This is a genomic window from Streptomyces nanshensis, from assembly GCF_001751255.1.
Classification (GTDB): domain Bacteria; phylum Actinomycetota; class Actinomycetes; order Streptomycetales; family Streptomycetaceae; genus Streptomyces; species Streptomyces nanshensis_A.
In genome coordinates, this window is record NZ_LJGW01000715.1 from 1 (window position 1) to 12,769 (window position 12,769).

11 protein-coding genes are annotated in these 12,769 nt (G+C 72.6%); 5 read left to right on the forward strand and 6 right to left on the reverse strand.

Annotated elements, in window-relative coordinates:
* Positions 1–246 precede the first annotated feature (246 nt).
* Complete coding sequence (locus tag AN218_RS32820; protein ID WP_070020670.1) at positions 247–1,794, reverse strand: FAD-dependent oxidoreductase; 1,548 nt, start codon at positions 1,792–1,794, stop codon at positions 247–249.
* Between the two features lie 314 nt (positions 1,795–2,108).
* Here AN218_RS32820 and AN218_RS32830 point away from each other — a divergent pair, with 314 nt between their 5' ends.
* Entirely contained in the window at positions 2,109–3,290 is a 1,182-nt protein-coding gene (locus tag AN218_RS32830) for an alcohol dehydrogenase catalytic domain-containing protein (protein ID WP_070020672.1), read from the forward strand.
* Positions 3,291–3,468: 178 nt separating this feature from the next.
* Here AN218_RS32830 and AN218_RS32835 read toward each other — a convergent pair whose 3' ends face one another.
* On the reverse strand, positions 3,469–4,113 hold the full coding sequence (locus AN218_RS32835; RefSeq protein ID WP_070020673.1) for a phosphoribosyltransferase: 645 nt from the start codon (positions 4,111–4,113) through the stop codon (positions 3,469–3,471).
* Positions 4,114–4,310: 197 nt separating this feature from the next.
* Here AN218_RS32835 and AN218_RS32840 point away from each other — a divergent pair, with 197 nt between their 5' ends.
* Both AN218_RS32840 and AN218_RS32845 read left to right on the forward strand, forming a co-directional pair.
* Entirely contained in the window at positions 4,311–5,108 is a 798-nt protein-coding gene (locus AN218_RS32840) for a DUF6227 family protein (RefSeq protein WP_070020674.1), read from the forward strand.
* 217 nt (positions 5,109–5,325) lie between these two features.
* Entirely contained in the window at positions 5,326–6,762 is a 1,437-nt protein-coding gene (locus AN218_RS32845) for a transglycosylase family protein (protein WP_070020675.1), read from the forward strand.
* A gap of 41 nt (positions 6,763–6,803) precedes the next feature.
* Here AN218_RS32845 and AN218_RS32850 read toward each other — a convergent pair whose 3' ends face one another.
* The 3 genes from AN218_RS32850 to AN218_RS32860 form a co-directional block, all read right to left on the reverse strand.
* On the reverse strand, positions 6,804–7,304 hold the full coding sequence (locus tag AN218_RS32850; protein ID WP_070020676.1) for a hypothetical protein: 501 nt from the start codon (positions 7,302–7,304) through the stop codon (positions 6,804–6,806).
* A 38-nt stretch (positions 7,305–7,342) separates the two neighbouring features.
* Positions 7,343–7,696, reverse strand: a complete 354-nt coding sequence (locus AN218_RS32855; RefSeq protein WP_244900902.1) for a DUF6343 family protein — start codon at positions 7,694–7,696, stop codon at positions 7,343–7,345.
* 96 nt (positions 7,697–7,792) lie between these two features.
* Positions 7,793–7,993 carry a DUF2180 family protein gene (locus tag AN218_RS32860; protein WP_070020677.1) on the reverse strand — a complete coding sequence of 67 codons (201 nt, stop codon included), beginning with the start codon at positions 7,991–7,993 and terminating at the stop codon, positions 7,793–7,795.
* Positions 7,994–8,411: 418 nt separating this feature from the next.
* Between AN218_RS32860 and AN218_RS32865 the strand changes: the two genes are divergently transcribed.
* Together AN218_RS32865 and AN218_RS32870 are read left to right on the forward strand one after the other, a co-directional pair.
* Positions 8,412–9,233: an SAM-dependent methyltransferase gene (locus tag AN218_RS32865; protein ID WP_070020678.1), complete on the forward strand. Its 822-nt coding sequence runs from the start codon at positions 8,412–8,414 to the stop codon at positions 9,231–9,233.
* Complete coding sequence (locus AN218_RS32870) at positions 9,230–11,479, forward strand: putative bifunctional diguanylate cyclase/phosphodiesterase (protein WP_070020679.1); 2,250 nt, start codon at positions 9,230–9,232, stop codon at positions 11,477–11,479. The genes AN218_RS32865 and AN218_RS32870 overlap by 4 nt, the downstream gene beginning before the upstream one ends.
* 96 nt (positions 11,480–11,575) lie before the next feature.
* Here the strand turns inward: AN218_RS32870 and AN218_RS32875 are convergent, their stop codons facing one another.
* Positions 11,576–12,517, reverse strand: a complete 942-nt coding sequence (locus AN218_RS32875) for an alpha/beta fold hydrolase (protein WP_070020680.1) — start codon at positions 12,515–12,517, stop codon at positions 11,576–11,578.
* Positions 12,518–12,769: the final 252 nt, after the last annotated feature.

Sequence of the window (12,769 nt, forward strand, 5' to 3'; positions counted from 1 at the left end):
AGAGGGGACATGAGCCTGTGCACCTCCGCGGAATATGGGATTCCGCATGCTAGGCGCGGCGTGGTCCCCGGCCCGGGCGCTACGGCGGGCGGTCCGTACGGGACACCCGGTCAGATGAACCGCCGGGACGGACGGCCGGAGCGGGCGCGGCCCGTACGTCCCGGCCGCCCGCCCCGACGCCGAAGCCGACGCCGACGCCGCCACCGACGACGCCGAGGGCAGAGGGCCGCCACCGGCGTCCCCGTCTCACGTCACGTCGTCCCGCCGCTCCAGCGGTCTCGTCGCCGGCCCCTGGATGACGCGCCCCTCGGTGTCGAACCGCGAGCCGTGGCACGGGCACTCCCACGCGCCCTCCGCGTCGTTGAACCGCACGAAGCAGCCCAGATGCGTACAGCGCGGCGAGAGCGCCCGCACCTCGCCCTCGGGCGTGCGGTGGACGGCGCTGCGCCGCCCCCGTACGCGCACGATCGCGCCGGTGCCCGGAGCGATCTCCTCCACCGAGTCCGCGTACGACGAGCGCAGCCGGTCCCCCACGAACCGTCCCGCGACCGTCGACTGGAAGCGCAGCACGGCGGGCGCCTCGCGCGGGCTCAGCCGCCGCGGCTCGTACAGGCCCGCCCACGGCGGCAGCGTCGCACCGGTGATGTACGCGGTGAGGAGCTGCCCGGCGAGCACTCCGCCGGACATGCCCCAGCCGCCGAAGCCGGTGGCCACCCAGGTGTGCTGTGCCGCCGGGTGGAAGGAGCCGATGTAGGGGACGCCGTCGGTGGTGTCGTTGTCCTGCGTCGCCCAGCGGTGCACGAGGCGGGCGTCCGGGAAGCGTTCGTACGTCCAGGCGGCCAGCCGCTCGTAGCCCGCGCCCACCGAGCCCTGCCCGGAGGTGCCGGGCGTGAACTTCTCGCCGGTGACGATCAGCAGCCGCCGTCCCTTCCCGAAGGGGTACGGGGCGGTGCGCACCGAGCGTGTGCCGCGCTCCGGGGTGAGGTAGGCGCCGCCCGGGTCGCTCGCGGCGGGCACCAGCGCGGAGACGACCAGTTCGCGGCGCGGCTGGAGCCGGGAGAACATCAGCGCCCGGTCGAAGACGGGGTAGTGCGTGGCCACGACGACGTCCCCCGCGAGGACCTCGGCGCCGTTCTCGGTGGTCACACGGCACGGATCGCCCTCGTCCAGGCCGATGACGCGGGTGCGTTCGTGGATGAGGCCGCCGCGCCGCAGCAGGTCCTCGGCGAGCGCCAAGAGGTATTTGCGGGGGTGGAACTGCGCCTGGTCCTCGACGCGTACGGCCGAGTGCACCGGGAACGGCAGTCCGGTCTCGGTCACCAGGGAGGCGGGCAGCCCGGCCTCGCGGGCGGCCTCGGCCTCCGCCCGTATGTCCTCCGCGTGGTGCTCGGACTCGACGAAGGTGTACGCCGGGATCCGCTCCAGCTCGCAGTCGACGTCCAACTCCCCGGCGACGGCGGCCAGATGCTCGATCGCCTGCTGCTGCGAGGAGGCGTAGCGGCGGGCGTCGTCCGCTCCCTGTCTCTCCCGCAGATGCGAGTAGACGAGCCCGTGCAGGGCGGAGACCTTCCCGGTGGTGTGACCGGTGACCCCGGCGGCGATGCGGTCGGATTCGAGCACGGCGACGCGGCGTCCGGCCCGCGCCAGCTCCCAGGCGACGGAGAGCCCGGCGACTCCGCCGCCGACGACCGCGACGTCCACTTCCGTCCGGCTCCCGGCCTTCAGCGGTGGATGGGGAGCGGACGCGGCGGACAGCATCCAATAGGACTCGTAACCGACGGGCAGTGTCGTCACCGGTGCTCCTCGTGTGGTCGTCCGCGGCTCGCCGGCTCCTCCGGCTCGTCCGGGCGGTGCTGCTCGTGCTCGCGTCGTACCGGCCGTCCCCGCCCCGGCTCCGGCCGCCGCGCACCGTGCTCCCCGCACCGGTTGCGCGCGGTCCCGGGGTGCCCCGGGACGCCGCCGTCGAGCCGTCCGACCCTGCTGTGATTCCCGTCGCCGCCCGGGTCACTCGTGACGGCGGGTTCCGGGGCACGTACACGCCGCGTCCCGTACGTGTCCGGCCGCGGCACGGCGGGCACCCGTGCGGCCTCCCACGGAGGTGAGACGGGATGAAGGCAGCCGTCTGGCAGGGAAAGCGCGACGTCCGGGTCGCCGATGTGCCGGACCCGGTGATCAAGGAGTCGACCGACGCGGTCATACGGATCACGTCGAGCGGGCTCTGCGGTTCCGACCTGCACCTCTACGAGGTGCTCACGCCGCTCATGACCCCCGGTGACATCCTCGGGCACGAGCCGATGGGCGTCATCGAGGAGACCGGCAGCGCGGTGCAGGGCCTGAAGCCGGGCGACCGCGTGGTGGTGCCGTTCCAGATCGCGTGCGGCAACTGCTTCATGTGCGACCAGGGTCTGCAGACCCAGTGCGAGACGACGCAGGTACGCGAACAGGGCACGGGCGCACCGCTGTTCGGCTACAGCAAGCTCTACGACGCGGTGCCCGGGGCGCAGGCGGAGTATCTGCGCGTTCCGCAGGCGCAGTACGGGCCGATCAAGGTCCCGGAGGGTCCGCCTGACGACCGCTTCCTCTTCCTCTCCGACGTCCTGCCCACGGCGTGGCAGGCGGTCGAGTACGCGGACGTGCCCGAGGACGGCACGCTGGCGGTCGTGGGACTGGGGCCGATCGGTGACATGGCGTGCCGTATCGCCCTGCACCGCGGCGCCCGTCAGGTCATCGGCATCGACCTCGTACCGGAGCGGCTGGCGCGGGCGCGCGCACGGGGCGCACAGGTGCTGGACGTCACCGAGCACGACGACATCGGCGCGGCCGTACGGGAGTTGACGCACGGACGCGGCACGGACGCCGTCATCGACGCCGTCGGCATGGAGGCGCACGGCAACGTCGCGGGCAAGGTCGTGCAGTCGGTCGGCGGGATGCTGCCCGGGAAGCTGGCGGAGAAGGCCGTCACCAAGGCGGGCGTGGACCGGCTCTCCGCCTTCCAGCACGCGATCGACATCGTGCGCCGCGGCGGCACGGTCTCGCTCTCCGGTCTGTACGGCGGCGCGGCCGACCCGCTGCCGATGATGACGATGTTCGACAAGCAGATCCAGCTCCGCATGGGGCAGGCCAACGTCAAGCGCTGGGTGCCCGACATCCTGCCGCTGCTGACGGACGAGGACGTGCTCGGCGTCGACGACTTCGCGACGCACCATCTGCCGCTCGCGCAGGCGCCGGAGGCGTACGAGATGTTCCAGAAGAAGGCCGACGGCGCGGTGAAGGTGGTCTTCAATCCCTGAGCGCCCGGGGCCCGTTGCGGCGGTGCCCGCTCCGGCCCGCTCAAGGTTCCGCTTTCCGGCCGCACTTGAGCGCCGGGGTCCTCGACGGGCCCCGGCGCGAGGGTGGTTGGGCACCGTCGGCGGCTCGGTCGGCGGCTTCCGTCGGCGGCTCCGTCGGCGAAGTGGGCGGGGCACCCGGTCACTTGGTGACGTGCAGGATGTCCAGCACCTCGTCGTCGCTGAGTTGCGGAAAGTCGGTGTACCAGAAGCCCACCGAGCCGAAGGCCGGCGGCACGTACGCGCACACGATCTCGTCGGCGTCGCCCGCGAGTTGCTCCGTCGCCTCGCGTGAGCAGACGGGCGCCGCGAGGACCGTACGCACGGGGCCGGCCTGCCGCACCGCGCGCAGCGCCGCCCGCGCCGTCGAGCCCGTGGCGACGCCGTCGTCCACGACGACCGCGGAGCGGCCCGTGAGGTCGAGCCTGCCGCGTCCGCGCCGGTAGGCCTCCTCACGGCGCTTCAGCTCGGCCTGCTCGTGCTCCGCGGTCGGCGCCAGATCGCGTTCGCTGAGGCCCAAGTGCCCCAGCAGCACGGGGTCGTAGACCGGAGGGGCGTCCCCCGCCACCGCGCCGACGCCCAGCTCCGGCTGGAAGGGCGCACCGATCTTGCGTGCCACGACGACGTCGAGGGGCGCCGGCAGCGCGCGGGCGATCTCGTCGGCGACGGGCACTCCGCCGCGCGGGAGGGCGAGCACCACGGGGTCGGGCAGACGGCCCTCGCGCTGCCGCTCGGCCAGCTTCTCCGCGAGGGCTCTGCCGCCCTCGCGGCGGTCACGGAACTGCATGGCGGCCTCCTCCCTGCCTGCCGAGGAGCTCCGCGGCCCGCGGTACCCGCCGTCCCGGGAACTACACAGGACGCGCAACGGAAGTTCCGCTTCCGGCACCGGAATTCCATGGAATCCGCTCCCCCGCGCGTGCTCCCCGGACTACGGTGTGTGCCTGCGGGGATCGTCATTGGGTAGTGCCGGGGAGGGGCTCCGCCATGGGCATGGAAGCAGTGCCGACGCCTGCCGCGCATGTACGTGAACTGCTGGCGCGCGTCCGGAATCCGTTCGATGTCTCGGACTCCGTGCTCGCACGCCTCGACGAGGCCCTGCTCGTCCACGTCGAACTGCACGGCTGGCGCCAGCGCAAGGCGCCCGCGCCCAGCCTGCGGTGCAGCAGCCACCGCCATGTCTTCCTGCTCCCCGACGGCGAGCTGGTCGCGCTGTGGGAGCTGAGCTACGACAGCGCCGAGGACGGCAGCGGCGGGAACGGGAGCGGCCTCCGCGTCCTGCACGAGGTGTACGAGAGCGAGGAGGCGCTGGTGCGCTCCGAGCACCGTGTGCAGGAGGCGCACCGCACCGCGGGGCGGGGTCCGCGCGGGCGGCGCCGCGGCGGCGCGGCCGACGTACCCGTCGAGTTGCTGCTCACGACGGGCCATCCCTTCGGGCGCCGTACGTACCGCGAGACCGGCTCTCCCGACCATGCGCGGCGGCTGCTGCGCCGGGCGGAGAACGCCGACAGCCCGGGTCAGGAGATCGCCGCCCTGCTGGAGACGGCACGCGGCCACGAGATCCTTCCGGTGCCCAAGCCGCAGGTGCTGGCCCACGAGTGGCAGGTGTGGTGCACGGTCTACGAGCACGCCTTCCTGCTGGCGGACGGCTCGGAGCTGAGCCTCTACGAGGTGGAGCACGACCTGTCCGGGTCGGGCGCGCTGGTCTGCGAGGTCTATCTGGAGGAGGGCTTCGCCGACCGGGCCGTCAACCGCCTGGTGCGCGACCGGGGGTTCGGCGCCTGAGCGTTCCCGGCACGGGCGCCGGGTGACGGGCGGCGCCCGCCCCGCCCGGTTCCGCGGAGATCCGATCCGTCGCCGCGTGCTGCCGTGCGCCGCCGTGCGACTCGTCGTGACCCCTTGTGACCTTCTGGGCGCCGATCGTATTGTGGGCGCGCTCCGTAACCGCACTGACGCTCCGTAACTCGCTTGACGGGGTGCCCACTTGACCGGAGGTCCCGCCATGCCCCCACGCGGACGTCACCGTCGCCCCGAACGCACCGGCTCGTTCACGCGTGCGTCGCTCAGAGTCACCGCCGGCGGAGCGGGCGTCGCATTACCCCTGATCGGGGCGCAGTTGGTGCACGCGGCTCCGGCGGCCGACCCCTGGCAGAAGGTCGCGGCGTGCGAGAGCGGCGGCAACTGGGAGATCAACACCGGCAACGGGTATTTCGGCGGGCTGCAGTTCGCGCAGGGCACCTGGGAGGCGTACGGCGGAACCGCCTACGCGCCCCGTGCGGACCTCGCGACGAAGGCCCAGCAGATCGCCGTCGCCGAGAAGGTGCTGAAGGGTCAGGGCCCGAAGGCATGGCCCAACTGCGGCCCGCGGGCGGGGCTTTCAGCCGGCGGTACGCAGCAGCAGGCCGCACGGGTGCCCGCGCAGAGCGCGCCGCGGCCCCAGAGCACGCAGGACGCGGCGAAGGCGAAGGCCAAGGCCGGGGAAGCCGAGCGCGCGGAGAGCGCCGAGAAGGCGGAGAAGGCCGAACGGGCCAAGGCGGAGCGCGCGAAGAAGGCGACGACCTACGAGGTCGTCGGCGGTGACAGCCTCTCCTCCATCGCCGAGGAGCACGAGGTGAAGGGCGGCTGGCCCGGCCTCTACGAACGCAACCGCAAGACCGTGGGCGGCGATCCGGACCTGATCCTCCCCGGCCAGCGGCTGCACCTGGACGGCACCCGCCCCGCGTCCGCACCGCAGCGGGACGGCGACGCGGCGGCCCGCAAGAAGGCGGAGAGCGCCGAGAAGGCCGAACAGGCGGAGAAGAGCCAGAAGTCCCAGAAGGCCGAGGAGACCGCCGCGGCCGCGGCCGCGAAGGCACAGGCCGAGGCGAAGGCGAAGGCCAAGGCGAAGGCGGAGGCCGAACGCACGGCGCAGAAGGCCAAGGAGCAGAAGGCCGAAGCGCGCAAGGCCGAGGAGCGCAAGGCCCGCGAGAAGGCGCAGCGGGAGAAGGCTCAGCAGCAGAAGGCCAAGGCACAGGCCCGCAAGCCCGCCTCCGCGGGCACCACCGCGCCCGTCAGCGGCGTCAGCCCCACCACGGGTTACCAGGCGTCGGGCGGCAGTTGGTCCTCGGGCCACCACACGGGCGTCGACTTCCCCGTGCCCACGGGCACCACCGTGAAGGCCGTCTCCGCCGCCAAGGTCGTCTCGGCGGGCTGGGCGGACGCGTACGGCTACGAGGTGGTGCTGCGCCACCGCGACGGCCGCTACAGCCAGTACGGCCATCTCTCGGCGATCTCGGTGCGGGCAGGCCAGACGGTCGGCACCGGGCAGCGCGTGGGCCGCTCCGGTGCGACGGGCAACGCCACAGGCCCGCATCTGCACTTCGAGGTCCGTACGGGCCCCGGCTACGGCACGGACATCGACCCGCTGGGCTATCTTCGCGCGCACGGCGTGCGGCTGTGAGGCTGTGACGGCGGCGCTACGGCGCCCCGTTCACCTCCGCCTCACTCGTCCTCGTCGGTGTCCATGTCGACGCGTTCCGGTCCGGGCGCACGCGGCGGACGCGGGTCCGGGCCCTCGGCGGCCTGCTCGATGTCCTCGAGTTCCAGGCCGAGTTCGCGGTCGTCGTCGTCCGCGACGTGCACGGCTGTCTCCTCCCCCGACAGCCCTTCCGCGGGCGACGCCGAGGAGAAGGTGTCCTGGTTCGCGGACCGCCACTCCAGCGGGTCGTCGCTGAGCTGCCCGGCCGGTTCGTCGGGCAGCGGCTCCGCCTCCTCGTCGCCGACGTCCGGCTCCTCCTCGGCCAGACGCTCGTCGAGGGGCTCCCCCTCGACCTGCTCGTCGAACGTGGTGCCGTAGCTCTCGACCGCCACGGGCTCGTCGCCCGGCACGGCCGCGCGCTGCGGGTCCTCGGCGAGTTCGGCCTCGGGCCAGCCGTCCTGGAGGTCGGGGATGCCCTCGTCCTCCGGCTCCGCCCCCGGGTCGTGGCCTTCGTCCTCAGTCATGCCACCCGGCGGTACCCGTGAGGGTCGGCGGAAAACGTTCATGCCGCGCCCTCCGACCGGTCCGGCGGGGGCCTCCGCCTGCTCCTGCGCCGTACGACGACGATCAGGTCGGTCAGGGCGAACAGCGACAGTCCGCCGCAGATCGCGGTGAGCGTGTACAGGGAGTCGGCGGTCGGCACGGCTCCGGCTCCCGACTGCGTCGCCCAGAACCAGAACAGCGCGGTTCCGGCGAGGAAGACGGGCGTGAAGAGCAGCGCGAGGACCAGCCGCAGACCCAGCGCGCTGCGGGCCGTGATGGGTTCGGTTCCCGTACGGGGCCAGTAGCGCTCGAAGGGCTGCGGCGGCTCGTCGCGCCGGCTGCCGGCCCGCTGTCCGGGACGGCGAAGCGTCATTTCTCTCGCCTCTTCCCGTGCTCGGGGTCTCACTTCCAGTGTGCTCCGGGCGGGGCCGCGCGCGGCGCCGCGGCCCGGCTCCGCGGACCGTACGGCTCAGACCTCGGCCTCGTGGCAGACGCCGCAGGTCAGACGGCGTGCGTCGGGTGAGTGCGTGGACCGGCCGACCCCGGCGGTCTCGTGCACGGTCTGCGGCGCCACATGGGCGTGGTCCATGCACAGCCCCGCGCCGCAGCGGCTGCACACCGCGACCGCGACGCTCGTCTCGCCCCGTGCCCGGCAGTCGTAGCAGTTCATCGGCGGGCCTCCCTCCGGCTGCGCACCGTCGCGGCTTCCGGGTGCCACCCCGCCGGGCGCGGAAACGGCACGGGGCCGGCCGCCGTACGGAACGCGGAGCGGGACGCGTACGTACGGGACACGTACAGAACACGTACGGGAACGTACGCAGAAGGCAGGTGCGGAATCCGCAGACAGGCGCCGCCCGGTGACCGGCCCGGCCGTCAACTGCGTGCCGTCCGCGACCAGTTCGTCCCGTTCTCCGGGGCGTCACCCGGCACGGGGTGACTTGCCGGGGTGCTATGCCCGGGAAACTCCCGCCCCACGGGACAAGATCCAGCCGTAGACTTACCGATTCCTTCCAACTCCCCCGCCCCTGTCAGTAGCCTCGTGACCCGACGGCAAGCGGCCGTCGGAGCTGAACGAGCTGGAGACCCAGATGGAACGTCCTGCCTGGGCCCCGCAGGGCATAGACCTGACGGTGCCGAGCGTGTCCCGAATGTACGACTACTATCTGGGCGGCTCGCACAACTTCGAGGTGGACAGGGAGGCCGGCAGGCGGGCCATAGAGGCGTGGCCGGGGCTTCCGAAAATCATCCAGGCGAATCGTGCCTTCATGCGACGGGCGATCCGCTTCGCGGTCGGCGAGGGCATCACGCAATTCCTCGACATCGGTTCGGGCATTCCGACCTTCGGCAACGTCCACGAGGCCGCGCAGTCGGCCGACCCCTCCGCCCGCGTCGTCTACGTCGACAACGACCCCGTCGCCGTCGCCCACAGCCGCTCGGTGCTGGAGGGCAACGACCGTGCCGAGGTGGTCTCGGCGGACTTCCGCTCCCCGCAGGACATCCTCTACAGCGCGGAGGTCGAGCGGCTCCTCGACCTCGAACGCCCCGTCGCCCTGCTGCTGGTGGCGCTGCTGCACTTCATCGAGGACAAGGACGATCCCTGGAAGACCGTCCGGGAGATCGGTGACGAACTCGCGCCCGGCAGCCTCCTCGTCCTCTCGCACTCCTCGGCGGACGAGGGCCCGATGCGCAACGTCGGCGGCGGCGTACGCGACGTCTACAGACAGACGAGTTCGCCGCTGATCACCCGCAGCCGCACCGAGATCACGCGGTTCTTCGACGGGTTCGAACTCGTCGAGCCGGGGGTCGTGCCGCTCCCCCGCTGGCGCCCGGAGGACGTGCCCGGCACGGACGACCCCCTCCTCCTCAGCGGCTACGCAGGGGTGGGCCGCAAGGCGGGACGCGTCGGGTGAACTCCGGGCCGCACGAGCCCGAAGGGCTCGAGAAGGACGGACTTCGGCGCTTCGCGACCATCTGGAGCCGCGCCGTCTATCCGGTGACGCAGACCTCGATGACGCGCGCCGAACTGGAGGACTATCTCCACCCGTTGGCCGTCCGGCTGTGCGACGCGCTGCACGCGCACCCGTTCTCCCCGGCCGTCGGACGCGAGGTCGGCTCCGCGCTCGTCGCGGGACACTGCACCAGCCCGGACGCGCTGCCGCATCTGCTGGGCGTCATCGACTCCTATCTGGTGCTCTACAGCCGCGATCCGGAGAGCAGCACGCTCGACGTCGACGAGGCACGCGCCCGCTGCTCCCGCCTCCAGCACGCCATCGCCGCGGGCTTCACCCAGGCCCTGCGCGACCGCACCCTGAGCGAACAGGAATCGCTCTCGCGGGCGGCGCTCGCCGCGCAGACGGCCGTCGAGGAGGCGCTGCACGCCAGCGAGACACGTTTCCGTGCGGTCTTCAACAGCGCCACGATCGGCATCTCCATCGCCGACATGGACGGCCGCATCCGGGACGCCAACGGTGCGCTGGCCCGGATGTTCGGCCGCTCCGAGGAGGAGATGCGCCGGCGCAACGTCAACGAGTGGGTGCACCCCGACGACGCGCCCCAAGTCTGGCGCATGCACCGGCAGTTGGTACGGGGCGAGCGCGACCACTTCCGGGTGGAGAAGCCGTACCAGCGGCCCGACGGCACCGTGCTGTGGACCAACCTCACCGTCTCGCTGCTGCGCGACGCCGACGGCGAACCCCGCTACCAACTGGCCCTCGTGGAGGACATCACCGAGCGCCGGCTGCTGCATCTGCGGCTGCGGTACGAGGCGACGCACGACGAGTTGACGGGGCTGCCCAACCGCACGCTGTTCGCCGAGCGGCTGGACCGGCTGCTGTCGGCGAGCGGCGAGGTCAAGCGCTTCGGGCTGTGCTATCTCGACATCGACGGCTTCAAGGCGGTCAACGACAGCCTGGGGCACGCCGTGGGCGACCAGTTGCTGATCGCCGTCGCGGAGCGCCTCCAGTCCTGCACCGCCGGGTCGGGTCATCTCGTGGCCCGCATCGGCGGCGACGAGTTCGCGGCGCTGGTGACCGACCCGTCCGGCCCGGAGGAGGTCACCGAGCTGGCCCGGCAGGTGCTGGCCGCGCTGGCGACCCCGATCGGCGTCGACGGACGGGAGTTGTCCGTACGGGCGAGCATCGGCATCGTCGAGGGACCGAGCGGCGATCTGCGTCCCGAAGAGGTGATGCGCAGCGCCGACATCACGATGTACCGGGCGAAGGACGCGGGCGGCAACCGCTACGAGCTGGCCGACCCGGACTCCGACGCGCGCGCCATAGACCGGCACAGCCTGACCACCCGGCTGCCGACGGCGCTGGAGCGTGACGAGTTCTTCCTGGAGTACCAGCCGCTGATCCGCATGAGCGACGGCCATGTCGACGGGGCCGAGGCCCTGGTCCGCTGGAAGCACCCGGTGCACGGGCTGCTCGGTCCGGACCGGTTCATCCCGCTCGCCGAACACACCGGTCTCATCGTCCCGTTGGGGCGCTGGGTGATGGAGCAGGCGGTGCGTCAGGCGTGCGCCTGGCACGAGGAGCGCAGCGCCGAGGCGAAGGCCGCGGCGAAGGGCGGCAGAGGCGCGAAGAACGGCAAGGGCGGCGGGAAGTCCGGCAAGAGCGGCAAGGGCGCCTCGGAGGACTACCGGCCGCTGCGGGTGAACGTGAACCTCTCACCGCGCCAGCTCCACCACCCCGACCTCGTACCGGACACGGTGGCGGTCCTGGAGGGGGCCGGCATGGAGCCCTCGTCGCTCTGCCTGGAGGTGACGGAGAGCGCGCTGATCGGCGCGGACGAGGACGAGTTGAAGCCGCTGCGCCAACTCGCCGAGCTGGGCGTGGAGATCGCGCTCGACGACTTCGGCACCGGCTACTCCAACCTCGCCAACCTCCGCCGTCTGCCCGCCACGACGCTCAAGCTGGACCGCTCCTTCACCCAGGGGCTCCAGCAGCATCCCGCCGACCCGGCCGACGTCACCTTCGTCGAGGGCATCGTGACGCTGGCGCACGCGCTGGGGCTGGCGGTCACGGTGGAGGGCGTCGAGACGGAGCATCAGGCCTCGAAACTCCGGGACTTGGGCTGCGACACCGCGCAGGGCTGGTATTACGCCCGTCCCGGGCCCGCCTCCACCTTCCAGAAGGGGTTCGCGGTCACGCTCTGAGCGGGGCCGCGGGCCGGGCCGGCCGTCGTGCCGCCCACTCCCGGAGCGCTCGTCCGCGCGCGCTCTCCGCCTCCCGTACCGGGCTCAACAACCCGCTCACACGTGGTCGTTGAGCCACTGGAGCAGGTCGGTGTACACCTCGTCCCGGTTGGTCTCGTTGAGGATCTCGTGCCGGGCGCCCGCGTACGCCCGCCAGTCGACGTCGCGCATCCCCACGTACCGGAAGTCCTCCAGGAGTTCGTAGACGAGCGTCATCCCCTGGTTGCACGGGTCCTGGTCGCCGACGGCGATGTGCACGGGCAGGTCGCGCGGGATCCTGTCGAGCTGCGCGGGGTCGTTGATCTTGCGGCTGCCCAGCACCCAGTCCAGGGAGAGCCCGGCGCTGAAGGCGAAGCCGCAGCGCTCGTCACCGGCGTAGACGTCGACCTCGTCCTCGTCACGGGAGAGCCACTCGAAGCCGGTGCGGTGGGTGTAGGGGTCGTTGAAGGAGCTGAAGAGGTCGGGCACGAAGCCGGAGACCGCGCCGCGCCCGCCCTTCTCGATCTCCCCTTCGAGCTGTCGCACGGCCGTCTCGGTCTCACAGCCGGGCAGCGAGCGGAACGTCCCGGAGAGCACCAGCCCGGCCACGCCCTCGCCGTGCTCCTGCACGTAGTCGCGGGCGAGTTGGGAGCCCATGCTGTGCCCGAGGAAGACGAAGGGCGTGCCGTCGGGCAGTTCGGCCCGTACGCGGTCGCCCACGGTCTTCAGATCCTCCACGGTCGCCCGCCAGCCGCTCTCGCCGACGACGCCGTAGCCGCCGGTGTGCTCGGCGGTGGCGCCGTGGCCGCGGTGGTCGGAGGCGACGACGGCGTACCCGAAGCGGCCGAGGAAGCGCGCGAACCTGTCGTAGCGCTGGGCGTGTTCGGCCGCTCCGTGCGCGATCTGGACGAGGGCGCGCGGCTGCCTGCCGGCGCCCTCGGCGTCGTCGGGGTGCCAGGTGTAGGTGGCGATCCGGGTGCCGTCCGCCGCCGTCGTGTGGTCCTGCCGTACGCCGCCCACGCCTGCCGCCTCCTCGATCCGACCTGTCCGCCCGTATGGTGCGTTCGCTCGCAGACGGTCACCGTACTGTCCGGTGCGTCCGGCGTGAAGGTCACCGCTCCGGGGCGGCGCCGGGCGAGGCGGGACGAGGCGGACTACGGCGGGCGCCGACGCGGCAACTCCCGTATGGCGTACGGACGGTGGTCGCCCACGGGTGCGGGCCGGACGCAGCGGGGCGAGCGCGTTCGCCGGAGCCGCGCGGCGCGCGCCCGC

Bases quoted from the DNA above. Each gene is read 5' to 3' on its own strand.
- AN218_RS32830 (WP_070020672.1), top strand. From the start codon at position 2,109: ATGAAGGCAGCCGTCTGGCAGGGAAAGCGCGACGTCCGGGTCGCCGAT.
- AN218_RS32835 (WP_070020673.1), bottom strand. From the start codon at position 4,113: ATGCAGTTCCGTGACCGCCGCGAGGGCGGCAGAGCCCTCGCGGAGAAG.
- AN218_RS32840 (WP_070020674.1), top strand. From the start codon at position 4,311: ATGGGCATGGAAGCAGTGCCGACGCCTGCCGCGCATGTACGTGAACTG.
- AN218_RS32845 (WP_070020675.1), top strand. From the start codon at position 5,326: ATGCCCCCACGCGGACGTCACCGTCGCCCCGAACGCACCGGCTCGTTC.
- AN218_RS32850 (WP_070020676.1), bottom strand. From the start codon at position 7,304: ATGACTGAGGACGAAGGCCACGACCCGGGGGCGGAGCCGGAGGACGAG.
- AN218_RS32855 (WP_244900902.1), bottom strand. From the start codon at position 7,696: ATGACGCTTCGCCGTCCCGGACAGCGGGCCGGCAGCCGGCGCGACGAG.
- AN218_RS32860 (WP_070020677.1), bottom strand. From the start codon at position 7,993: ATGAACTGCTACGACTGCCGGGCACGGGGCGAGACGAGCGTCGCGGTC.
- AN218_RS32865 (WP_070020678.1), top strand. From the start codon at position 8,412: ATGGAACGTCCTGCCTGGGCCCCGCAGGGCATAGACCTGACGGTGCCG.